This is a genomic window from Micromonospora sp. WMMA1949 (assembly GCF_027460145.1).
GTDB lineage: Bacteria > Actinomycetota > Actinomycetes > Mycobacteriales > Micromonosporaceae > Micromonospora.
Genome location: NZ_JAPZBG010000001.1, coordinates 5386690 through 5407283 on the forward strand (window position 1 = coordinate 5386690; position 20594 = coordinate 5407283).

The 20594-nt window shown below is 74.9% G+C and carries 24 protein-coding genes; 7 read left to right on the top strand and 17 right to left on the bottom strand.

Features of this window, described 5'->3' with window-relative positions:
• The first annotated feature begins 10 nt into the window (after positions 1-10).
• From O7607_RS25100 to O7607_RS25125, 6 genes are read left to right on the top strand one after another with little or no spacing between them, the layout of a single operon-like run.
• Positions 11-991: a carbohydrate ABC transporter permease gene (locus O7607_RS25100; RefSeq protein ID WP_269705667.1), complete on the top strand. Its 981-nt coding sequence runs from the start codon at positions 11-13 to the stop codon at positions 989-991.
• The gene (locus O7607_RS25105) at positions 988-1854 is read left to right on the top strand and encodes a carbohydrate ABC transporter permease (protein ID WP_269705668.1); all 867 of its coding nucleotides are present in this window, start codon (positions 988-990) and stop codon (positions 1852-1854) included. Before O7607_RS25100 ends, O7607_RS25105 begins: the two co-directional genes overlap by 4 nt.
• Positions 1851-2495, top strand: a complete 645-nt coding sequence (locus O7607_RS25110; protein WP_269705669.1) for a hypothetical protein — start codon at positions 1851-1853, stop codon at positions 2493-2495. The genes O7607_RS25105 and O7607_RS25110 overlap by 4 nt, the downstream gene beginning before the upstream one ends.
• Complete coding sequence (locus O7607_RS25115; RefSeq protein ID WP_269705670.1) at positions 2492-3409, top strand: PmoA family protein; 918 nt, start codon at positions 2492-2494, stop codon at positions 3407-3409. Before O7607_RS25110 ends, O7607_RS25115 begins: the two co-directional genes overlap by 4 nt.
• On the top strand, positions 3406-4419 hold the full coding sequence (locus O7607_RS25120; protein WP_269705672.1) for a sugar kinase: 1014 nt from the start codon (positions 3406-3408) through the stop codon (positions 4417-4419). Before O7607_RS25115 ends, O7607_RS25120 begins: the two co-directional genes overlap by 4 nt.
• On the top strand, positions 4416-5030 hold the full coding sequence (locus tag O7607_RS25125; protein ID WP_269705673.1) for a bifunctional 4-hydroxy-2-oxoglutarate aldolase/2-dehydro-3-deoxy-phosphogluconate aldolase: 615 nt from the start codon (positions 4416-4418) through the stop codon (positions 5028-5030). The genes O7607_RS25120 and O7607_RS25125 overlap by 4 nt, the downstream gene beginning before the upstream one ends.
• On the opposite strand, the gene O7607_RS25130 is transcribed toward O7607_RS25125, so the two are convergent.
• The 10 genes from O7607_RS25130 to O7607_RS25175 all read right to left on the bottom strand — a co-directional run bounded on the left by O7607_RS25130 (position 5023) and on the right by O7607_RS25175 (position 14093).
• The gene (locus O7607_RS25130) at positions 5023-5787 is read right to left on the bottom strand and encodes a hypothetical protein (RefSeq protein ID WP_269705674.1); all 765 of its coding nucleotides are present in this window, start codon (positions 5785-5787) and stop codon (positions 5023-5025) included. The genes O7607_RS25125 and O7607_RS25130 overlap by 8 nt on opposite strands.
• Before the next feature lie 18 nt (positions 5788-5805).
• Positions 5806-6282, bottom strand: a complete 477-nt coding sequence (locus tag O7607_RS25135; protein WP_269705675.1) for a hypothetical protein — start codon at positions 6280-6282, stop codon at positions 5806-5808.
• Complete coding sequence (locus O7607_RS25140; protein ID WP_269705676.1) at positions 6279-7199, bottom strand: hypothetical protein; 921 nt, start codon at positions 7197-7199, stop codon at positions 6279-6281. The genes O7607_RS25135 and O7607_RS25140 overlap by 4 nt, the downstream gene beginning before the upstream one ends.
• Positions 7196-7864 carry a phage tail protein gene (locus O7607_RS25145; protein ID WP_269705677.1) on the bottom strand — a complete coding sequence of 223 codons (669 nt, stop codon included), beginning with the start codon at positions 7862-7864 and terminating at the stop codon, positions 7196-7198. Before O7607_RS25145 ends, O7607_RS25140 begins: the two co-directional genes overlap by 4 nt.
• Positions 7845-10466 carry a putative baseplate assembly protein gene (locus tag O7607_RS25150; RefSeq protein WP_269705678.1) on the bottom strand — a complete coding sequence of 874 codons (2622 nt, stop codon included), beginning with the start codon at positions 10464-10466 and terminating at the stop codon, positions 7845-7847. Before O7607_RS25150 ends, O7607_RS25145 begins: the two co-directional genes overlap by 20 nt.
• Positions 10463-10903 carry a GPW/gp25 family protein gene (locus O7607_RS25155; RefSeq protein ID WP_269705679.1) on the bottom strand — a complete coding sequence of 147 codons (441 nt, stop codon included), beginning with the start codon at positions 10901-10903 and terminating at the stop codon, positions 10463-10465. Before O7607_RS25155 ends, O7607_RS25150 begins: the two co-directional genes overlap by 4 nt.
• Positions 10900-11238, bottom strand: a complete 339-nt coding sequence (locus O7607_RS25160; RefSeq protein ID WP_269705680.1) for a hypothetical protein — start codon at positions 11236-11238, stop codon at positions 10900-10902. The genes O7607_RS25155 and O7607_RS25160 overlap by 4 nt, the downstream gene beginning before the upstream one ends.
• On the bottom strand, positions 11238-12809 hold the full coding sequence (locus O7607_RS25165) for a phage baseplate assembly protein V (RefSeq protein WP_269705681.1): 1572 nt from the start codon (positions 12807-12809) through the stop codon (positions 11238-11240). Before O7607_RS25165 ends, O7607_RS25160 begins: the two co-directional genes overlap by 1 nt.
• A 109-nt stretch (positions 12810-12918) precedes the next feature.
• Positions 12919-13677 (bottom strand): CIS tube protein, encoded by a 759-nt coding sequence (locus tag O7607_RS25170; protein WP_269705682.1) that lies wholly within the window; start codon positions 13675-13677, stop codon positions 12919-12921.
• Positions 13677-14093, bottom strand: coding sequence for a hypothetical protein (locus O7607_RS25175; RefSeq protein ID WP_269705683.1), 417 nt, complete (start codon positions 14091-14093; stop codon positions 13677-13679). Before O7607_RS25175 ends, O7607_RS25170 begins: the two co-directional genes overlap by 1 nt.
• A 235-nt stretch (positions 14094-14328) precedes the next feature.
• Between O7607_RS25175 and O7607_RS25180 the strand changes: the two genes are divergently transcribed.
• A complete protein-coding gene (locus tag O7607_RS25180) occupies positions 14329-15009 on the top strand; it encodes a hypothetical protein (RefSeq protein ID WP_269705684.1) in 681 nt (226 codons plus the stop codon).
• 495 nt (positions 15010-15504) lie between these two features.
• Here O7607_RS25180 and O7607_RS25185 read toward each other — a convergent pair whose 3' ends face one another.
• The 7 genes from O7607_RS25185 to O7607_RS25215 form a co-directional block, all read right to left on the bottom strand.
• Positions 15505-15987, bottom strand: a complete 483-nt coding sequence (locus O7607_RS25185) for a phage tail protein (RefSeq protein ID WP_269705685.1) — start codon at positions 15985-15987, stop codon at positions 15505-15507.
• 1 nt (position 15988) lies between these two features.
• Positions 15989-17236: a phage tail sheath family protein gene (locus O7607_RS25190; protein ID WP_269705686.1), complete on the bottom strand. Its 1248-nt coding sequence runs from the start codon at positions 17234-17236 to the stop codon at positions 15989-15991.
• 16 nt (positions 17237-17252) lie between these two features.
• Positions 17253-17933: a carboxypeptidase-like regulatory domain-containing protein gene (locus O7607_RS25195; protein WP_269705687.1), complete on the bottom strand. Its 681-nt coding sequence runs from the start codon at positions 17931-17933 to the stop codon at positions 17253-17255.
• A complete protein-coding gene (locus tag O7607_RS25200) occupies positions 17930-18538 on the bottom strand; it encodes a glycine zipper family protein (protein ID WP_269705688.1) in 609 nt (202 codons plus the stop codon). Before O7607_RS25200 ends, O7607_RS25195 begins: the two co-directional genes overlap by 4 nt.
• 13 nt (positions 18539-18551) lie before the next feature.
• On the bottom strand, positions 18552-18896 hold the full coding sequence (locus tag O7607_RS25205; RefSeq protein ID WP_194799225.1) for a hypothetical protein: 345 nt from the start codon (positions 18894-18896) through the stop codon (positions 18552-18554).
• A gap of 145 nt (positions 18897-19041) precedes the next feature.
• Entirely contained in the window at positions 19042-19869 is an 828-nt protein-coding gene (locus tag O7607_RS25210; RefSeq protein ID WP_269705689.1) for an LppM family (lipo)protein, read from the bottom strand.
• Positions 19870-20048: 179 nt separating this feature from the next.
• On the bottom strand, positions 20049-20522 hold the full coding sequence (locus O7607_RS25215) for a nitroreductase/quinone reductase family protein (RefSeq protein ID WP_269705690.1): 474 nt from the start codon (positions 20520-20522) through the stop codon (positions 20049-20051).
• Between the last annotated feature and the right edge of the window lie 72 nt (positions 20523-20594).

A 20594-nucleotide genomic window follows, 5' to 3' on the forward strand; every position in this document is an offset into this window, starting at 1 on the left:
GACCGGTCCCGTGGCTCTCACCACGGCGCCCGGCCGGACCCCGCGTACCGGACCGGCCGGCCCCCGCCCCACGCGGCGTCGGGCCGGCCGGGCCCGGCTCGGCGAGGGCCTGGCGGGGTACGTCTTCCTCTCGCCCTGGCTCATCGGACTGATGGGCGTCACGGCGATCCCGATGCTGCTGTCGCTCTGGCTGAGCTTCACCGACTACGACATCCTCACGCCGCTGTCCGAGGTGCGGTGGGTGGGGCTGGCCAACTACGAGCGGATGTTCACCGCCGACCCGTCGTACTGGCACGCGGTGCGGGTCACGCTGACGTTCGCGCTGGTCGCCGTACCGCTGAAGCTGGCCGCCGCGCTCGGCGTGGCGCTGCTGCTCAACCGGGCCTGGCGCGGTGTCGGGCTGTTCCGCAGCCTGTTCTACCTGCCGTCGCTGCTCGGCGGCAGCGTCGCGCTGGCGATCGTCTGGGTCAACATGTTCAACCGGGACGGCGCGTTCAACTCGTTCCTCGCCCTGTTCGGCGTCGAGGGGCTGCCCTGGGTCAGCGACCCGGACTGGGCGCTGGAGACACTGATGGTGCTGGCGATCTGGCAGTTCGGCGCGCCCATGGTGATCTTCCTGGCCGGGCTCAAGCAGGTGCCCACCGAGCTGTACGAGGCGGCGGCGGTGGACGGCGCCGGGGCGTGGCGGCGCTTCCGCGCGGTCACCCTGCCCATGCTCTCCCCGGTGATCTTCTTCAACCTGGTGCTGGAGACCATCAACGGCTTCCAGGGCTTCACCGCCGCGTTCGTGCTCAGCAACGGCACCGGCGGCCCGGTCGACTCCACCCTGATGTACACGCTGAAGCTCTACATCTCCGGCTTCACCGACCTGGAGATGGGCTACGCGTCGGCGATGGCGTGGGTGTTCCTGGTGGCGATCGGCCTGATCACCGCCGTGTTCTTCAGCACCGGCCGGTTCTGGGTGCACTACTCGGACGGAGACGACTCATGACGGCGCTCGCTGCCACCCGCCGGCCGGGCAGTGGCCGGAACGTGCTGCGGCTCGTCGTGCTCGTGGCGATCGTCGCGGTGGTGCTCTACCCGCTGTTCTGGATGCTCGGCACGTCGGTCAAGTCGCAGGCCGAGATCGTCAACAACGTCGGCCTGCTGCCGGAGGAGTTCACCCCCGGCAACTACCTCGACGGCTGGACCAACTTCGACATCAGCTTCGGCCGGTTCTTCCTCAACAGCGTGCTGGTCAGCGGGCTCACCGTCGTCGGCAACGCGCTGTCCTGCCTGCTCGCCGCGTACGCCCTGGGTCGGCTGCGGTTCCGGCTGCGCAAGCTCTGGTTCACCGTCATGATCGGGACGCTGCTGCTACCCGGGCACGTGCTGATCGTGCCGCAGTACATCCTGTTCCGCAGCCTCGGCCTGGTCGGCGGCGACTGGCCGTACCTGCCGCTGCTGGTGCCGCAGTTCCTGGCCACCGAGGCGTTCTTCGTCTTCCTCATGGTGCAGTTCATGCGCGGCATTCCACGCGAGCTGGACGAGGCGGCCACCATCGACGGCGCGTCCCCGTACGGCGTGTTCCGGCACGTCATCCTGCCGCTGAGCCGCCCGGCACTGGTCACCACGGCCATCTTCTCGTTCATCTGGACCTGGAACGACTTCTTCCGCCAGCTGGTGTTCCTGTCCAGCCTGGAGGACTACACGGTCCCGGTGGCGCTGACCCTGTTCATCGACTCGACCAGCCAGAGCGCCGTCGGCCCGATGTTCGCCATGTCGGTGCTGTCGCTGCTGCCGGTGTTCCTGTTCTTCCTGGCCTTCCAGCGGATGCTCGTCGAGGGCATCAACACCAGCGGGCTGAAGGGATGACCGCCGTGCCTGCCTCCACCGACGCCGTACCCGCCCACCCCGTGCCGGCCCGTGGCGACTGGCGGGACACGGCGCGCGAGGCGACCGACCTGGCGCTGCTCGGCTTCGTCGTGGCGCTCGCCGCGCTGCCGGTGCTCACGCTCGCCCCGGCGCTCGCCACCGCCGGTGCCGCGCTGCACGACAGGTCGGTCACCGGCGCCTGGCCCGACGCGCGGACCAGCCTGGCCCGGTTCGGCCGCGCGCTACCAGCCGGGCTCGCGGTCAGCGCCGTCGCGCTCGCCGCCGCCGCGCTGCTCGCCGCCGACCTAGTCGCGCTCACCACCGGCCGGGTACCCGGCGGCGGGCCCGCGCTCGCGCTCACCGCCGTCGTGGTGGCAGCAGTGCTCGGGTACGCGGGCCTGGTCACCGTCGCGGTCGGGCGCACCGGCGGCCGGGGCTGGCGGGCCGCCGCCCGCCGGGTGGCGCGTTCCTGCCCGGAGCGCCCCGGCGTGTGGGCCGCCGCCTCCGGCGTCTGCGCGCTGGCGGTGCTGCTGGGCATGCTGGTCACGCCGGTCGCGGTGCCGATCCTCGGCGGGTACGCCCTCGCGGCGCTGCACGCGCTGGACGCCCGCCGCCCGGTCCCCGCCCCGGAACCGTCGTGACCGCCGAACCTCGTTCCGCCGCTGCCGAGCCGCGCCGCGCCGGGCCCGAGCCGCGCCCTGCCGCGGCCGACGCCGAGCCCCGGCTGGTCGTGGACGGCGTCGAGGTGGCCCGGTACGTGGTCCGGCCCGACCTGGACCCGCGCCACGGGCCCCGGCCCTACCTGCATCCGGTGCGGACCCGGGCCGGCACCCCGGTCACCGACGCGCTCCCGGCCGACCACGTCTGGCACCTCGGCGCGTCACTGGCGGTGCAGGACGTGGACGGCGTCAACCTGTGGGGCGGCCGGACGTACGTTCGCGGCACCGGCTACACCTGGCGCGACGACCACGGCGTCATCGCGCACACCGGCTGGCGGGAGCGGACCGCCGGCCGGCTCGACCACGACCTGGAGTGGCGGGACCGGCACGGCCGGGTGCTGCTGCGCGAGCACCGGCGGATCAGCGCCACGTCCGCCGGGGAGGACGCCTGGTGGCTGGACCTGTCCGCCACGCTCACCTCCGCGACCGGCGTCGACGTGCGCCTGGGCAGCCCGGCCACGAACGGCCGCCCGGGCGGCGCCGGGTACGGCGGCTTCTTCTGGCGGGCCGTGGCCGACGGGGAACCGCTTGTGCGCACCGCCGCCGCCATCGGTGAGGACGACGTGAACGGCTCGGCCGCGCCCTGGCTGGCGTTGTCCGCCACCGCGCCCGGCGGTGGCGCGTACACGCTGGTGTTCACCGGTCTGGGGCCCGGTGACAGGTGGTTCGTACGCACCGCGATGTACCCGGGCGTCTGCGTCGCGTACGCGTTCGACAGCCCGGCGGTGGTCGCGGCCGGGCAGCCCCGGCACAACCGGCACCGGGTGCTCGTCGCCGACGGCCACCTCGACCCGGCCGACGTCGCGGCCCGGATGGACGCGGCGGTCCTCCGGTGAGCGAGCCGCACACCTCCGGCACCACGGTCGCGGGCGGGAGCGGGCCGGAGGTGGTCTGCGTGGGCGAGACGATGGTGGTGCTCACCCCGGATGACGGCGGGACGCTGGAGCACGCCGCGCGGCTGACTGTCGGCGTCGGCGGCGCCGAGTCGAACGTGGCGGCCGGCCTGGCCCGGCTCGGGCACCGCGCGGCGTGGGTCAGCCGGGTCGGCGACGACCCGTTCGGGCGGCGGGTGGTGGCCGAGGTCGCCGCCGCAGGCGTGGACGTCAGCCTGGTCACAGTGGATCCGGACGCGCCGACCGGGCTCTACCTGAAGGATCCGGGGCCGGACGGCACCCGCGTGCACTACCACCGCGCCGGGTCGGCCGCGAGCCGCCTCGGCGCCGCCGACCTCGCGCGGCCCGCGCTGGCCGGGGCACGCCTGCTGCACCTGTCCGGCATCACCGCAGCGCTCTCCGGCACCTGCCGTGACCTGCTCGTATCAGCGCTGGACGGGCGCGCGCTGCCGGGCGCGCGGGTCAGCTTCGACGTGAACCACCGCCCGGCGCTCTGGCCCGCCGACCGGGCCGGACCGGTCCTGCGTGACCTGGCCGACCGCGCCGGCGTGGTGCTGGTCGGGCTGGACGAGGCAGCGGTGCTCTGGTCGGCGGACGATCCGGCCGCGGTTCGCGCGCTGCTGCCCGGCCCGGAGCTGGTGGTGGTCAAGGACGGGCCGGTCGGCGCGGCGGCGCTGCCGCGTACCGGGCCGGCGGTGTTCGTGCCGGCGCTGCCGGTGGACGTGGTGGAGCCGGTCGGCGCGGGTGACGCGTTCGCCGCCGGGTTCCTCTCCGGGCTGCTGCGCGGCCTCGACCTGCGAGCCTGCCTGCGGCTGGGGCACCTGACCGCGGCGCCGGTGCTGGCCGTGCCGGGCGACACCGCCCCGCCGCCGGACCCGGAGACGATCGCGCGGGCGCTGGCGCTGCCGGAGACGATGTGGACCGCGCAGGTCCGGGGAGGGAGTGGACGATGAGCGGGCACGACTTCGAGACCCTGTTCGGCGACGCGCGGGTGATGGTGATCCTGCGCGATCTGCCCGCCGACGAGACGGTACGGCTGGCGGAACTGGCCTGGGATCTCGGCATCGCCGTGGTGGAGGTGCCCATCCGTACCCCGGAAGCGGTGCCGGCGCTGCGCGCCGCCGTGACGGCCGGGCGGCGGCGGGACCGGATCGTCGGCGCGGGCACGGTGCGTACCCCGGCGCAGGTCCACGACGCGGTGGCCGCCGGGGCGGCGTTCACAGTGGCGCCGGGCCTGGACCTGGCGGTGGCCGACGCGGCGGCCGGGCACGGCGTGCCGCACCTGCCCGGCGTGGCCACCCCGACCGAGGCGCAGCGGGCACTCGACCACGGCCTGGTGTGGCTCAAGGCGTTCCCGGCGGTCAGCCTCGGCCCGGCGTGGTTCCGGGCGGTGGCCGGGCCGCTGCCGGAGGCCCGGTTCGTGGCCACCGGCGGTGTCGACGCCGGCAACGCGGGCGACTTCCTCGCCGCCGGGGCGCGCGTGGTGGCGGTCGGGTCGGCGCTCACCGACCCGGCGCAACTGCCGCGCCTGGCCACGCTCGCAACCGGCGGCGCGGTCACCTGACAGTACGGCCGGACGTCGTCGCGGTGGTCCGGATCGCCTTGACGATCGCCGGGATCGACCCGATCAGCAGCACCAGCGCCCAGATCAGCCCCACCACGGCGAACACCACGGCGCCCAGGTCGTCCAGGATGCTCACCAGGATCACCGGCACCAGGCCGTGCAGGAACTGCAGCACCACTGTGCACAGCAGCGTGGTCAGCGCCAGCACGACGAGACCCTTGTTGCGCAGGAACCGGGGCTGGGCGGCGAGCAGCAGCGCGACCCAGACCAGTTTGAGCAGCAGCGCCAGCCCGAGCAGCACCGCCGCGTCGTCGACCGGGAAGAACCCCCACACCGCCAGGTACGCCAGGGTGCCGAACGGCGGCGCCAGGAACAGCGACACCATCACCGTCAGCTCGACGAACGCGACGATCAGCAGGACCAGCGACACCAGCAGCAGCACGATCGAGAAGACGAGCGTGGCCACGCCCTGCACCCGGCCCTGCAACCGGTCCGGCAGCACCAGGCTCAGGCAGAACAGCCCGGTCGTCCAGAGCGCCACCACGTCGATCAGCGCCAGGGAGCCGATGCCCCGACCGGACGGCTCGGACACCGCGCCGACGTCGCCCAGCTCGACGCCGAGCTGACCGGCGCGCTCCCGCAGCGCGCCGCTCGCGTCGCCGCCACCGGTCAGCGCCGCCGCACCCAGCTCCACACCGACGACCAGCGCCACCGCGAGCAGGGCGAGCAGCAGGAACGGCTTGCGCAACTCACCCATGCCGCGTCTCCGTCCCGGTCAGGACCGGGCCAGCGTGACCGAACATCCGCCACCTCCCGGACAACGCAGGAGCACCTCGGTCTCCCGGTCCACCGCCACCTTCGCGACCGCCGGTCCGTCCGCGTCCGGCGCCACCTCGTCGGTCACAGTCACGTCCGCGTCGCCGGGTGCGCGGGCTGTCACCTCGAACGGCGTCGTGCCGCGCAGCACCAGCGTGCGCAGCGCGCCCGGATCGGCCACCCGCAGCCGGCACACCGTGCCGAAGGCGAGCGTCACCCCGTCGGCGGTGGCGGCCGGTTCGGCGGCCGGCGGCAGGCACGTCACCGCCACCGTCGCCGGGTCCACCGTCCCGGACCCGCGCCCGAGCCGGGCCAGCGCGCCCGGCCCGGCCGCCGGGTCGCCCCTGTCGTCGCGACGCCCGGCCACCGCCACCACGTACAGCGCCACCAGCAGCACCGCCACCGCCACCAGCAGCACCTTCTGCCTGGTTGTCATGGCCGGACGACGGGCGTGAAGCGGATCTCGTCCACCCCGGCGAAGTACCTGTCGGTGCCCTGGGTCTTGCTCACCGCCACGAGCGTCAGCGTGTGCGGCCCGCGGGTCAGCTCCACGGTGCCCACGTCCACCTCGTCGGTGCGGACCACCGTCGGGCTGAACCCGAAGAACGTGTCGCCGACCTGCCGGCCGTCGACCAGCCAGATCGTGTTCGCGTAGTCGAACGACGTGGTCCGCACTGTGGAGAACCGCCAGGTGCCGTCGGACGGCAGATCCACCCGCACCGTCACCCGGTCGCCCACACCCCGGCCCAGGAAGAACAGTTGCGCGTCGCCGGACCACACCACGTCGCAGCAGTTCTCCTGCGCCACCACCTCCGCCTTCGTGCCGGTGGGGGACTGCACCGTGGCGCCGGAGACGAGCGTCTCCGCCTCCACCGTCACCGCATTCGCCTGCGGCGGGGCCGGGGTGTCCGGGCCGCGGGTCACCAGCCAGGCCACCACCCCGGCCACGACCAGCACCAGCGCCGCGGCGGCGGCGATCCACGGCCACGGCGCGCGCTTCGGGGGTACGACGGCCCGCACGTCGTACGTGACCCGGCCGCTGGAGCGGGAACTCTCCTCCGGCGCGGTGTTCGCCGAGTACGCGAACCCGGTCATGTCGTAACGCCGGGGCGGCGTGCCGGGCGGTACGGCCAGGCGCACCAGGAACGACACCGAGCCCTGCCCGGGCACCACCCGCTGCGGCTCGGCCACCGTGAACCAGGCCCGCTGGCTGCCCTCGCCGGGCGCGACGTCGAAGACGACGGTGTCCGGCGCGGCACCCGGGTTCGACACGGTGAACGTCAGCTCACCGGCGTTGCGGGCGTCCAGGGTGAACTGTTCGGCGGCGGCGACGACTGTCCATTCGGTGGTCATGACGGCTCCTCGGGCGGATCGTGGGGCAGGGGTGCGGGGACGTGCGCCCGGCCGACCGCGCGCACCGTCGCCACCCCGGCGGCGGGCTCGGCGTCGTCCGGCTCGGGCGTGGGCGGCGGGCCCGGGTCCGGCGGCGTCGGGTCGGAGGGCGGGTCGGCCGGGTCCCCGGCGACGACCTCGACGGTGACCGCCGCCGGTTTCTCCGCCTCGACGATGCGGGTGACCAGTGCCAGCCGGTCGGCGGCGGCCGGTGGCACCCGCACCACCAGGTGGAACGGCCGCTCGGGCGGCTCGTCCAGCACGAACCCGGTCACGCCGGTGGCCAGCTCCAGCGCGGTCCGCATCCCGTACGGGGTGCCGCGCCACCGGGCCAGCAGCGCGCCGTGCGCGACGAGGTCCCGCAGCCGGCCGGCCGGCAACGGCAGCGGCGCGTCGGCGCGGGGCGCGGCGACCACGTGGTCCATCGCCACCCAGCGGGTCAGGTACGCCACGAACCCGTCCGGCGTCCGGTACGGGTCGAACAGCGCGTCGACGTCGGCGAGCACCGCCTCGTCCGGCGCGTGCAGCGCCTCCATCACGTCCAGCAGCGCGCCCAGCACGCTGCCCGGGCCGGCGGCCCGCTGGTACGCGGCCGACAGCAGCCGCTCAATCGCCGCTCGGCGCATCCTGCCGCACCACCTCGATGTCGTGCTCGCCGGAGCAGAGCAGCCAGGTGCCGGGGACGGTGACCACGTCGGCGGTGGCCTGGTTGGCGCTGGGCGTCCAGTCCTCGCCGTCGCCGCTGCGGAACACGCCGCGCTCACCCCCGGCGAGCACCAGCCGCCCGGCGCCGGACGTGCCGGTGGGCGCGGTGGCGGCGATGGCGTCGACCGGGACGAACCGGGTGCGGTCCCGCAGCGGCAGACCGCAGTTGACCATCACCGGCGACCACTGCGGCTGCCCGGCGAGCGTGTCCAGGCGGACCACGCCGCCGCTCTGCGTCGCGGCCAGCGCGAGCGGACCGCTGAACGCCAGGTCCCGGCAGGTGCCGCCGATCCAGCCGGCCGCCATCGACTGCCACTTCACGTCCGACTCGAACAGCCGGGTGCGGTGGCAGCCCTGGCCGGGCTTCTTCGGGTCCGGCTCGCCCGCGCCGCACCACAGCAGCGTGGCCGGGCCGTCGTACTGCACGGCGAGGACCCGGTTGTCCACGTTGGCGAGACCGACGTGGGCGAACGTGCCGGGCCGTCCGGCGGCGGTCGACAGGTAGACCCCGAATCCGGCCTGCGCGGCCACCGCCACCCCGGGTGCGCCGCGCTCGGAGACGAACGCGCGGACCGCGTAGAAGCCCCGGTCGGCGTCGGCCGGGTCGACAAGGATCTGCAGCGGCACCGCGCCGGGTAGCAGCGGCACCTCGTACAGACCGGTGTCGGTGGCCAGCAGCAGCGCACCGGTGCCGTCCCGGTCGATCCAGGCCAGGTCGCGGACGCCGGAGTCGAGGTCGGTCAGCAGCGTCCACGTCTCACCCAGGTCGGTGCTCAGCCGCACCCGGGAGCCACCGGCGTCGCGGGTGGTCACCACCGCCACCGAACCGGCCCGGGGGACCACGCCGGGGCGTACCGGGGCGGGCGCGGGGACCACCCGCACCACCGTCTCGTCGTCGAACCGGCCGGCCGGTTCCCAGCCGGCACCGGCGTTGGTGGAGCGGAACAGCACCGGGCCGCCGCCGGCGTACCAGGTGTCGGCCTGGTACTGGTCCACCGCCACGGTCCGTACCTGCGCGTCGGGCGCCTCGTCGACCACGAACCGCACCGACTCGACGTAGCGCACGCCCGGCTCGGCGTGCTCCAGCATCCGGTACACGTTGGAGGCGCGTAGCGGCTCGCCGAACGCCCAGCCGGCCGGGTTCAGCGGCGTGGGCAGCGGGCTGAGCGTCTGGTGCAGCCGGTCGTGGATGCGACGGCGCACCGCGTCCACGTCCTCCTCGCGGCGCACCACCACCCGCGCCTGGATGGACACCGCCTTGTACCGGGCCCAGCCCGCGCGCACCGCCGTACCCAGGGCGCGGCGCCGCTCCAGGTCGGCCTCGACCCGGCGGCGGGCCTCCTCCACCTCGTGCTCACGCAGCACCGCCACCGGCAGCCGCCCGCCGGGGCGGGCCGCCTCCGGCACGTACGGCACCAGCACCACCTCGACCTCGCCGGGCCGGGCGAAGCTGTAGACGGAGGCCCTGGTGAACGCCCGCGCCCGCGCCACCGCGCCGGAGCCGGTGGCGAGGATCTCGAAGTCCCGGGCGGTCACCGCGCGCTGCTGGGCGAAGAACTCGTACGGCCCGCGCGCCAGCACCGACTCCAGCGACTCCAGGTCCCGGCCGCCGGTGGCCGGCTCCGGGTTGTCCACCTTCACCCCCGGCAGCGGATCACGCAGGCTGGTCAGCACGCCCGCCGCCACGTTGCCGGCCGGTCCGCCGCCGCAGCGGTACCAGAGCCGCACCTGCCGCCCGGCCGGCGGCACCGCCGCCACAGTGGTCGCCCCGGCCGCCCCCTCGACGGCCGGGGCGCTCACGTCCGGGCGCAGGTCCAGCGCCGGGGCGAACGTGACCACCCCGGAGGCCCGGTCCACCAGGTAGACCTTCGCCTGCGCCCCGACACCGGCGAAGCTGTCCACCGGCCGCCAGATCTCGTACGTGCGCCCCTCGTGCTCGCGGGCGGCGGCGCCCAGCTCCACCGAGCCCGCCGGCACCTCCACTCCGAGCAGCAGGTCCAGCGCCTCGGTGGTACGGGTCAGCGGCGCGCGGGCGGCCCGCAACACCTGACCGGGCTGCCCGGTGCCGGTGCCCAGCAGCTCCGCCTCCACCGGCTCGCAGTGGTGCACACGTACCGTCGTCGTGGTCTCCCCGGCGGGCAGCACCGCCGGTTCGGTGGTCACGAAGACGACCGGCCGGGGGTCCGCCCCGCGGGCCGCGGCGACGCGGGTGCCGGCCGGCACCCGCACCGGGCCGCGGTCCGGGCCGGTACGGGTCAGGCGCACGTCCGCCCAGGCCGCCGCCGGTGGGTGCCGGGTGACGCCGAGCAGGTTCAGGAACGCGACGTACGCCTTCTCCGGCAACTGGTTCAGCCGGTAGATCATCACCTCGGTCAGGTAGGCGAACGCCTCCACCAGCGCCATGCCCGGGTCGTGCGCGGACAGGTCGGTCCAGTCCGGGCAGGACCGGGCGATGCGTTCCCGCGCCTCGGTGACCAGGTCGAGGAAGGCGCGGTCGTCCAGGTGCGGCACCGGCAGCGTCATGGCGTGCCCTCCTCGTCTCCGGTTTCCTCGTCGGCGGGCAGCAGGTCGACGGAGGACACCAGGTGGCCGGGGGAGAGGCTGGCCCGCACCCGGTAGTCGAGCCGGATCACCAGGCGCCACGGGTCGTCCGGGTCCGGGCCGGCGTCCACGTCGAGCACCTCGACCCGAGGCTCCCAGCGCCGGATCGCCTGGCGCACGTAGTGGATCGCCAGCCCGGCGGTGGTGTCGTCGTTCGGGGCGAAGACGAGCCGGTGCAGCCGCGACCCGTACCCGGGACGCATCAGCCGCTCCCCGGGCGTGGTGGACAGCAGCAGGTACAGCGCCTGGCGTACCGTCTCGTCGCCGTCGGTCATGGCGAGCCCGCCGGCGGCGGTGAGCGCGAGACCACCGGCGCGGCCGGCGTCGAAGCCGGCGCCGACGAAGCGGAAGGCCCTCATGCGTCCGCCCCCAGGAAACCCTGCCGCACGTCGCGGACCTGGTGGTGCACGGTGCCCGGTGGGGTGCCGTCGGTGAGCCCGTCGAGGTGCGACAGCACCACCGGCTGCCGGTCCACCCGCACCCACGTGCTGTAACCCACAGTGACGGTCAGCGTGTGCAGGCACGGTTTGATCGTCGGGCCGTAGTTCGGGCAGGCGGTGATGTCGCGTCCCTCCGGATCGGGGCGGATCAGCACCGGCACGGCCTGGACCGTCACCCACTCCTGGGACGGTCGGTTGCTCACCCGCCCGTCGTGTCCGCAGGTGATCAGCGAGTCGCGGTGGATCCAGCGCATCAGCCACCTCCGGCGGAACGGGCGAGCGTACGGGCCTGGGCGGCGGCGGTCTCGGCGTCCTCGGCCGCCGGGGCGTGCAGGAAGTCGACGGTGCGGCCGCGCACCACGACGGCCCGGCCGGGCGCGGAGAGCACCAGGTCACCGGCGGCGTGCACGGTGGTCAGCTCGGGACGCAGCTCGACGAAGCTGCCCGCGTCGGTGGCCAGGCGCAGCGTGCGCCCGTCGTCGTCGATCACGATGGACTGCCCGGTGCCGGTCCGCATCGACCAGCGCCGCGAGCGCCCGGACACGATCCCCGCGTCGTACGGCTCGACCGCGCCGAACAGCGAACCGAGCACCACGCCCGAGGCCGGTTCGCCGCCGGGCAGCGCCACCAGCACTGTGTCGTCCGGGTCGGGCAGCGCGACGATCCCCTTGCCCCGGCCCGCGCCCGGGCAGAGCACCGCGAGCCAGCCGGCGTCCAGATCGCCGTACGCCGGGAGCGTCACCCGGGCCCGGCCCAGCCCGTCCGGGTCGTCGACGTCGGTGACGGTGCCGAGCGTGACAGTGGCCGCCGGGGGCGCGGCGGACGGCGGCGGGCCGGGCGGTGCGGTGGAGAACCGGCTCAGGTGCCCGTCCGCGTCCACCGTGTGCACCACCTCGGTGAGCACGTACACCCCGGCCAGCGGGTCGGGGACGCCGGCCAGGGCGATCCGCCGGCCGGGGCGCAGCGCCGGGTCGCCCTCCGCGGTGCCCTCGGCGGTGACCAGCGCCGCCACCCGGGTGTCCAGCCCGGCCTGGGCCAGCGCGGCCAGCTCGTCGTCGCTGCGGCCCGGCTGGTCGACAGCCGTGCGGACACCGTCCGCGCCGACGTCGCCCGGATCCGGGCGCAGCGGGATACGCCGCCCGCTGCGCGCCTCGTCCGCCCGCTGGCTCAGCGGCTCGGCGCGCTGCGGATGCCAGCCGAGCACAGCGCACTCCGCGCCCGCCCGGTCCAGGTTCTCGGTGACCCGCAGCGCGTACACCGTCTCGCCGAGCGTCAACGGCAGCGGCTCCCCGTACCCGTCCAGCGTGAACAGCCGCAACCGGTCCCCGTCGACGCCCAGGTGCAGCCCGGCCCGGCCGGCCACCTCGCACAGCAGGTCCAGGTCGGTGTGCCGGTGCTGGAGCAGCCGGTCCAGGCGCGGCCCGTCGTCCTCGGCCGCCACGCTCAACCCCAGCCCGGCGCACAGGTCGGCGGCCAGCTCGGCGGCCGTCACCGACTCGAACACCCGCAGCTCCTGCCGCTTGCGCAGCCGGTGCAGCGGGTCGTACGCCCGGATCCGGGCCAGCGCGGCGCCGTCACCCGCGTACTCCCGCTCGACAGCTGTCACCTCGCCGGTGAACAGCGCCTCCGCCTGCCCGTCGAGGCGCACGTCGACTGTGGCGCCGGGGCGTACCGGCGGGTCGAGCGGGCCCGCACCGGGGGCGGCGGTGAGCGTCAGCTCGCACTGCGCGGGCCGGTCCAGCCGGGCGGCGACGCGGATGCCGCGCAGCCGGGCCGGGTCGGCCAGCGGCCGGCCGTCGACTGTGACCAGGGCGGCCCGGCTCACGGCGCACCCCCGGCGGTCGCAGGCCGCGCGGCGCTTCTTGTCGCGTCGCCGCTCCGGGGAGTCGTGCTCGCGGGGGCGGGGCGGCGCGAGGCGCCGGTCGCGTTGCCGCTCACGGGGTGCCTCCCGTGGTGACGGTGTCCGGCGCGACGGTGGCGGCGCCGACCGGCGGGACGGCGAGCGCGGTGCCGGCGGGCACGGTGAGCGGGTCGGTGATCCGGTTGTGCTCGGCGAGCAGCCGCCACCGCAGCGGCGAACCCAGCGCGTCGTGGGCGAGCAGGTCGAAGCGCACCCCGGACCAGCCCGGCTCGGCCGCGCCGTCGGCGGCGGCGACCACCGCAGACCCGGGTGCGACAGCGGGTGTGCTCGCGGCGGCCAGTTCCTCCTCGAACCCGGCGCGCGCCGCCTCCGCGCCCTCCGCGACGCGGACCAGCCTCAACCGCAGCCAGGACCGCCGGGGCGTACCGGTGAGGGTGAACGCGTCGAAACGTTCCGCGATCGCGGTGATCACGCCCGGTACGTTCCACGTCTTGCCCCAGACCAGGCGGACCAGCGGCGGGCGCAGCCAGCCGTGCTCGACCGCCGAGTTCTCGGCGAGCATCCACAGCGGCCGGGTCAGCGCGCGCACGTCCTCGGGGCGGGCCGGGGACTCCACGAAGTCGACGTCGAAGAGCAGATCGAGGACCAGTTCGGTACGTCCGCCGCCGGTGAAGACCAGCGGGTCGTCGGCCAGCCCGGCGCCGGTGAGCGGCCCGTCCGGTCCGCCGCGCGGCCGTACCCCGGCCAGCCGCGTCACCTGCACGGTCTCCGGGTTGAGCAGGCAGTCGACGCGGGTGCCGGACTCGTCCACGAGGAAGGCGACGCGCTCCATCAGTCACCCGCCTGTTCCCGGTCCAGACGGGCCGTGTCGCTCCACGGTGTGGTCCGCTCGGGAACCCACGCCGGTTCGGCCGGGAGCGCCGGCCACGGGTCCGGGTGCGCGGCGCCGTCGCCGGTCACCCGGCCGGTCGACGCCGGGTTCGTCGCGCGGGCCGCGCCGGCGTCGTCCGGGAGGGAGGGCCAGGGCCCTTCGGCTGCGGGCCGTTGCCACCGTCGCGTCCGGAACTCGCCGCCCGGCGCCGGGCCGAGCCCTCGGGGGTACGGCGAGCCGGCGACCCGCCCCGGGTAGTGGTCGACGGATCCGCCCTCGTCGCGACGAACCGCCGATCCGGTTCGGCTGCCCCCGGTGCGCGCGGCCGGTCCGCGCGGCGACGACGGGGGCGCGGCCGCGAAGGCGAGCGGGAACACGCCCCCTCGCTCGGGCGACAGGTCCGCTCCGGCGGCGTCATGCCGATGCCGTACCCGGCTCCGGTCGACCGGCGGGAGGTGCCGGAGTTCCTCCATCCGATCCGCGCCGAGGCCGGGTCGTTGCTCGGGCGGTGACGGCCGGGCCGGGTCGCCGGAGGGGACGGGGCTCTGCGATCCGCGCGCGTCACGGCCGCCGTCCGGGCCGGTGCGCCGGTGAGCGCCGGCGGGCGTGCCGGTGCCGGTGGACGTGCCGCGGCGATCCTTGCTGCCGGTGCTGCCGGTGCTGCCGGTGCTGCCGGTGCTGCCGGTGCTCGCGCTGCGGTTCCCTGTCGCTGTCGACCGTCTGGTGCCGGCCACTCCTGCGGAGGTTGTGTCCGTGGTGCCGGTGCCGGCGCCGGTGGACGTGCCGGTGTTGATGCCGGTGCCGGTGCTGGTGCTGGTGCTGGTGCCTCCGCCGGTGTTGATGCTGGTGCTGGTCTCGGTGCCTCTGCCGGTGGCGGGTGTGCTGCGGGTGCCCGGCCCGCCGACGTTGTCTCGCGATCCGGACCGGTCGGCGATGCACGCTGAACCCGCCCCGCCCGGCGAGCCGGCCGGACCGCCTGACGTGACGCAACCGTGTGACGTGACGCAACCGCCCGATGTGACGCAACCGCCTGACGTGACGCACCGGCAGGCGGGAGAACCCGCGAGCGACCCGGCGCCGCCCGGCCGCCCTGCGTCGCCCGAGTGGCATCGGTCCTCCACCGTCGACGGTGAGGTCCCCGGCCCCGCCATGCCCTCCCCACCATCTGCCCGCGTGGACGCCGTCCCCGTCCCGGACCGTGCCGCACCCCGCGCGTTCCACCCCGAGTGCGCCGATCTCCCACCTCCTGAGATCCCCGTCTCGCCTCCCGAGAGCCGCGGAAGATCTTGGTAGGAAGTGGCCCCTATGGGGGCCCTTTCGTACCAAGATCTCGACGGGTCGTTGCGGGAGACGGCGAGTCGGTTGATCAACTGGGCCTTCCATGTCCGCCACAGGCCCTTCCGGCGCCGCTCGGCGGGGGGCGGGGGAGGGGCGGCGGGTGGGGGAAGGTCGCGGAGCAGGCCGGGGGCGTGCGCCGCCACCAGGCGCCGCCAGTGCTCGGGCGGCTGGCCGGCCGTGCGCGGCACGTCGGCCGGAAAACCCGCGAAGCCCGTGGAGCCCGCGAAGCCCGTGGAGCCCGTGGAGCCCGCAAAGCCCGTGGAGCCCGCGAAGCCCGAGGAGCCCGCGGGTTCCGGTGAGCCCGCGGAGAACGGGAGGTCCGCAGAGCCCGGAAAGTCCGGGGAGCCCGGAAAGTCCGGGAAGTCCGGGAAGTCCGGGAAGGATGGTGAGAGCGGTGTGCCCGGTCCGGAGAGGCGATCGGCGGTGGCCCGCAGGGCGCGGGCCAGCCGGTCACGTGGTCGCCGGGGCGGCGGCACCGCCGGCCTCCAGTTCCAGGCCCTCGTACGCCAAGGTCAGCGCCTCGATGGCGATCTCCTGCGACAGGGTGTTCAGGTGCGCGCCCCGCCACCGGGTCGGCCACGCGTTGATCATGTTCCAGCGCAGCACCTCGGCGGTGCCGGCCGGGTCCAGCAGCACCACCGACACGTTGCGCCGGTTCACGGTGCCCTTGGCCGCCGCGTTCACCCAGTCCCACAGCTCGCGGGAGCTGGTCAGGCCGAAGTGGAGGGTGACCGGGGCGTACTCGACCTGGCCGGGCACGGCCCGGATGCGCTCGTTGCCCGCCTCCCGGTACGACAGCGCCGGTATCGCCACCTCGAAGCCGCTGACCTCGGTGAAGTGCCCGTTGGTGATGCCGTTGATGAGCAGCTTGAAGTGGTACGCCCGGTACGGGTCGACCGGTGCGCCCGGCTGCGGCGTGGCAGTGGTGGGCATGTCAGCCTCCGATCGTCTCGGTCTCGGTGCCGCCGGCCCACTGGCTCAGCTTGAACACCACGAACTCCGCGGGCTTGACCACCGCGATGCCGATGTGGGCCACCACCATTCCGGCGTCACGGACGTCGGCCGGGTTGGTCTCCTCGTCGCACTTGACGAAGAACGCCTCCTCGGGCGTCCGGCCGAGCAGCGCGCCGTCGCGCCACACCCGGGTGAGGAACGCGCCGATGTCCCGGCGGATCGAGCGCCACAGCGTGAAGTCGTTCGGCTCGAACACCATCCACCGGGTGCCGTTGGCGATGGCCTGCTCGATGGAGATGGACAGCCGCCGCACGTTCAGGTAGCGCCACTCGCTGGCCTCGGCGGCGAGCGTCCGGGCCCCCCACAGCCGGATGCCCTCACCGGCGAAGAACCGGATCACGTTGACGCCCTTGGGGTTGAGCACGTCGTGCTCCGGCCGGGTCACCCGGTACGCGAGGTCGACGGCGCCGCGTACCGGCTCGTTGGCGGGCGCCTTGTGCACGCCCCGCAGCGCGTCGGTGCGGGCCCAGATGCCGGCGACGTGCCCGCTCGGCGGGGTGAGCACGAGGTCGCCACTGAGCGGGTCGCGGACCCGGATCCAGGGGAAGTAGAAGGCGGCGAAGTCCGACTGCCGGGGCCGGTCACCGCCGGTGCCGGGCGGTTCGTCGTCGGCGTCGCCCGGCGTACCCTCGGCGGGTTTGTCGGGCGACCCGGACGACGCGGGCTTGGGCGGCTTGCCCGGCGTGGCGACGCGGGTGAGCCGCGAGACGTCGGTGACCTCCGGCGGCGGGTCGCAGATCGCGACCATGGTGCGCAGCCGCTCGGCCATGCTGATCAGGGCCTCGTGCGAGACCGGGTCGTGGTAGCCGGGCGCGGCCAGGATGGAGATCTCGTCGATCGCCTCCAGCAGTTCCAGGCCGCCGCGCCGCCCGCCGGTGCCGGTGAGCCGGCCGCCCTCGCCGACGTTGACGACCCAGCAGCGGGTGCCGCCGTTGTCCAGGAAACCGAACACGGCCCGGGCCAGCGGCGTGCTCTCCAGGTGCTCGCCGTCGGCGTACAGCCGCAGGAACTCGGTCCAGCTGTTCACCGCCAGCGCCTCGCCGACGTGGGCGCCGCGGTCGGGCGCGATCCCGACGAACGCGGCGGTGCTCATGCCGACCGGCCCGATCGGGCGGGCCCCGCTGGGCACCTCCTCGACGTAGATGCCGGGGGAGAAGTAGGTGGGCATCGGTCCTCCTCGGACGTCAGTCGGGCGCGCGGACGACGATCAGGTGGTCGCCGTCCGGATCGAGTTCGGCGGTGTGGACGCGTCCCGCGCCGACCAGCCGGATCCGCACCGGGGCGTCCGGCGCGTCGGGGTCGTGCGGCACGCCGGCCAGCCGGAACCGGCCGGCGGCGTCGGTCTCGGTGGCCTGGGCGGTGCCCACCAGCTCCACCCGGACGGCGGCGAGCGGCTGGTCCTGCGGGCCGACCACCCGGCCGTCGAGCGTGCGCATGCCGAGCTGCCGCAGTCGCAGCGGCCGGCGTACCGGTGGAGCGACCGGGACCGGCCGTTCCACCCGGGCCGGCGCGTCGAGCAGCAGCGCGGGCCGGGGCGCCACGCCCAGCGCCCGCCACAGCGCCGGGTCGCCGGCGGCCAGCACCAGCTCCGGCCGGCCCGCCGCGGTGGCGGCGGCGAGCACCCGGTCCAGCGCGGGCAGCGCCGCCGGCCCGCCGCCCGCGACCAGCAGGCGAACCACGAACCGGTACGGCTCGCGCGTCGCGCCGCCGGTGGCGGTCTGCCGGGCCGGTCGCAGCTCCAGCGGCCAGAGGGTGAGACCGCCGTCGGGATCGTCGCGCGGCGGACCGACCGGTACGGGCTCACCCGCGGCCCCGGCCAGCCAGCTCGCGACGTCCGCGACGGCCGCCTCGATCGCGCCGGTCATCGCGGTGGCGTCCCCTGGATGCGGTACGCGATGGCCTCGTTCCACACGTGCGGGTAGACGCCGATCTCGAAGTAGCGGGTGAACCGGTTGATCGGCGCGTTGGTGTGGTCGTGCCAGAGCAGCCACACCGGAGCGATGGTGAACAGCACGTAGTTGAGCGCCACCAGCGGCAGGTAGAACGGGCCGAGCAGCCGGGCCTGGAACACGTGCACGTCCTCGTGCCGCTGGATGCCCGGGCTGGACCCGGCGCAGACGGTGCCGATGGTGGTGGCGTACCGGGGGGAGACGCCTTCGATCACGTTGACCCGGCCGCTGCCGGCCGAGACGATCCGGTCGAGCTGGTGGCCGAAGACCAGGTGCAGGGCCAGGAAGAGCGCCCCGGCGAACGTGTTGAGCAGGCTCCAGGTGTGGTCGACGACGAAGAGGAAGATCCCCTTCGGGTCGGCGCCGTACGTCCCGGCGGAGGCGGACGCCCAGCCGAAGGGCGCGCCGAGGAGCAGTCCGACGACCGCGCCGACCAGCAGCCCGACGGTGCCGGCGGCGAGTTGCCCGAGTACGGCGCCGAAGACGACCTGGACGGCGGCGCTGAGGATGCCGAAGATCATGGGGTCACCTCTCTCAGACCCAGGAGCGGACGTAGCGGGGCTCGCGGCCCTGGGCGAGCTGGCTCGGCGACGCCTGCGTCGGCTGCCGGTTGCCAGGGGGGAGCTGGTTGATGCCGAGCGCGGCGGAGAAGATCACCAGACCGTTGAAGAACGCGATGATCCACTTCTCCGGGCCGGCGTCGGTGGCGAACGCGGCGGTGAGGTAGGACAGCAGGAGCGCGAAGCCCAGCGCGATCCACTTGCGCGCCTTGTCGCCGCTCGGGCCGATCAGCCCGCCGATGACGTTCGTGGCGAGCAGGGTGGCGGCGCTGGCGCCGGTGAGGCTGCCCAGGGCGGCCCAGGTGAAGAGATCGTTCACGGCGATCCCCCTCTTGTCACGGTGCGGTGGTGCGGTCGGGGTGGGATGGTGCGGCGGCGTCCGGATCACTGACTCCAGGTTCCGCCCGGTGTGCTCGTGGGCCGCCGGCGCGGGCGCCGTCGGTGGTCGGTGGGTCCGGCCCGGCTCAGGCCGGTGGACCGGCGGGTGGTGCGGGTGCGGGCGGGGCGCCGGTGCCGGCCGGGGCCGGGCCGGTGGCCGCCGTCGCGGTGGGGGCGGCCGCCGGATCGGGGACGCCACGGGAGCGCCGTCGCCGCAGCAGCAGGACGAGCACCACGCCGGCGACCAGCAGCAGGACGACCACGGCGGCGGCGACCGGCAGCCAGGGGAAGGAACCGTTCCCGGTCACCACGGCGGCCGGGCTGGTGGCGGGCGGCGGGGGCGCCTGGGCGACGGCGCGCAACTCGGCCGGCTTGGGCTGGTTGGCGATCACCTTCCAGCTGACCGAGCGTCCGGTGACCGTGCCGTTGGTGTCGAGCACCCGGCCGGGGAACGTCACCGAGATCTCGAACGCCATCAAGGTCATGAACGCCTGTTGCTGGCGCGGATCCTGCTGCCCGAACTTGCCGCCGTATTTCTGCGGGTCCAGCGGGAGCGAGAAGCGAATGAGATCCTCGTCCCGGACAAGATTCACACTTTCGCTCGTGAATTGTGCCAGTGGCGTTTTCCGGTACGTGATCTGAATGCCGTACGAGGTGGCGTCCTCGTACCGGGTCTCCGCTCCGGGCGGAAGTGAGGGAATGTTCGGCCGCAGTTCGGCGAACGCCACCGCCGGATCCGGGTTCCGCTGCTTGAGCACGGACTTCGGTGCGGTGAGCAGGAGCTGGCCGGAGACCGTGTCGTCGTCGTTCACGGTCAGCCCGAGGTTGAGCTGCATGCAGCCGCTCATGATCGCCACGAGGGCGAGACACACCGCGAGGCCGAATGCGCGGCTGCGGCGGAGTCTCGTATTCATGCGCTCAGTGTGAGCCGGTGCCGGTCGTCGGGCAGTCCGTGATCGGTCGCCGTTCTGTCGCCGATCTTACCGGCTCCCTCTCCCGTTCGGACGACCTCGAAAACGCGAGCGATCGATATTCTGAAGGATTGTCGCGACGCAGATGTCGACGGCCTTCCTCGCCGGAGCGTGAGCCGGCGTCACCGCTCCGGGGAATCCGCCGCGACGATCCGGAAGACCGGGATGCCGGCGGCGACCCGGGCGAACTCGGCCAGCGGGGCGTGCCGGTCCACCGGTACGTGCGGGCGCGCACCCGGGGCGAGCGCGAGGTGCCGGCGCAGGATCGGCGGCCGCTGCGCCACCGGCACCTCGACCAGCCGGACCGGCTCCCGGCGGCGACGGCGCAGCACCACCCGGCCGCCCGCGGCGCGCACGTTCGCCACCCAGTTGGCCCGCTCGCCCAGCATGGACACGACGTACCGCTCGCCGTCGTGATCGGCCACCACGATCGGCACCGAGACGGTCCGCCCGGTACGGCGGCCGGGCACCTCCATGGTCATCCAGTGCGCCGGGGCGAGACCGGCGCCGTACTGCCACGCCGCCAGCGCGTTCATCATCCGGGCCAGCCGGTTCGGCCGGCCGCCCCGGTACATCCACGTCATGGCTCCGCCCATCGGGATCCCTCCTTCTCCCGTATCCATTGACGGGCGGGCGCGCCACGGCGGCCAGGGCCGACCGGCCCGTAC

Excerpts from the sequence above, each read along its gene's own strand:
- O7607_RS25105 (WP_269705668.1), top strand. The coding sequence starts at position 988 with ATGACGGCGCTCGCTGCCACCCGCCGGCCGGGCAGTGGCCGGAACGTG.
- O7607_RS25110 (WP_269705669.1), top strand. The coding sequence starts at position 1,851 with ATGACCGCCGTGCCTGCCTCCACCGACGCCGTACCCGCCCACCCCGTG.
- O7607_RS25125 (WP_269705673.1), top strand. The coding sequence starts at position 4,416 with ATGAGCGGGCACGACTTCGAGACCCTGTTCGGCGACGCGCGGGTGATG.
- O7607_RS25130 (WP_269705674.1), bottom strand. The coding sequence starts at position 5,787 with ATGGGTGAGTTGCGCAAGCCGTTCCTGCTGCTCGCCCTGCTCGCGGTG.
- O7607_RS25135 (WP_269705675.1), bottom strand. The coding sequence starts at position 6,282 with ATGACAACCAGGCAGAAGGTGCTGCTGGTGGCGGTGGCGGTGCTGCTG.
- O7607_RS25140 (WP_269705676.1), bottom strand. The coding sequence starts at position 7,199 with ATGACCACCGAATGGACAGTCGTCGCCGCCGCCGAACAGTTCACCCTG.
- O7607_RS25145 (WP_269705677.1), bottom strand. The coding sequence starts at position 7,864 with ATGCGCCGAGCGGCGATTGAGCGGCTGCTGTCGGCCGCGTACCAGCGG.
- O7607_RS25150 (WP_269705678.1), bottom strand. The coding sequence starts at position 10,466 with ATGACGCTGCCGGTGCCGCACCTGGACGACCGCGCCTTCCTCGACCTG.
- O7607_RS25155 (WP_269705679.1), bottom strand. The coding sequence starts at position 10,903 with ATGAGGGCCTTCCGCTTCGTCGGCGCCGGCTTCGACGCCGGCCGCGCC.
- O7607_RS25160 (WP_269705680.1), bottom strand. The coding sequence starts at position 11,238 with ATGCGCTGGATCCACCGCGACTCGCTGATCACCTGCGGACACGACGGG.
- O7607_RS25170 (WP_269705682.1), bottom strand. The coding sequence starts at position 13,677 with ATGGAGCGCGTCGCCTTCCTCGTGGACGAGTCCGGCACCCGCGTCGAC.
- O7607_RS25185 (WP_269705685.1), bottom strand. The coding sequence starts at position 15,987 with ATGCCCACCACTGCCACGCCGCAGCCGGGCGCACCGGTCGACCCGTAC.
- O7607_RS25190 (WP_269705686.1), bottom strand. The coding sequence starts at position 17,236 with ATGCCCACCTACTTCTCCCCCGGCATCTACGTCGAGGAGGTGCCCAGC.
- O7607_RS25195 (WP_269705687.1), bottom strand. The coding sequence starts at position 17,933 with ATGACCGGCGCGATCGAGGCGGCCGTCGCGGACGTCGCGAGCTGGCTG.
- O7607_RS25200 (WP_269705688.1), bottom strand. The coding sequence starts at position 18,538 with ATGATCTTCGGCATCCTCAGCGCCGCCGTCCAGGTCGTCTTCGGCGCC.
- O7607_RS25210 (WP_269705689.1), bottom strand. The coding sequence starts at position 19,869 with ATGAATACGAGACTCCGCCGCAGCCGCGCATTCGGCCTCGCGGTGTGT.
- O7607_RS25215 (WP_269705690.1), bottom strand. The coding sequence starts at position 20,522 with ATGGGCGGAGCCATGACGTGGATGTACCGGGGCGGCCGGCCGAACCGG.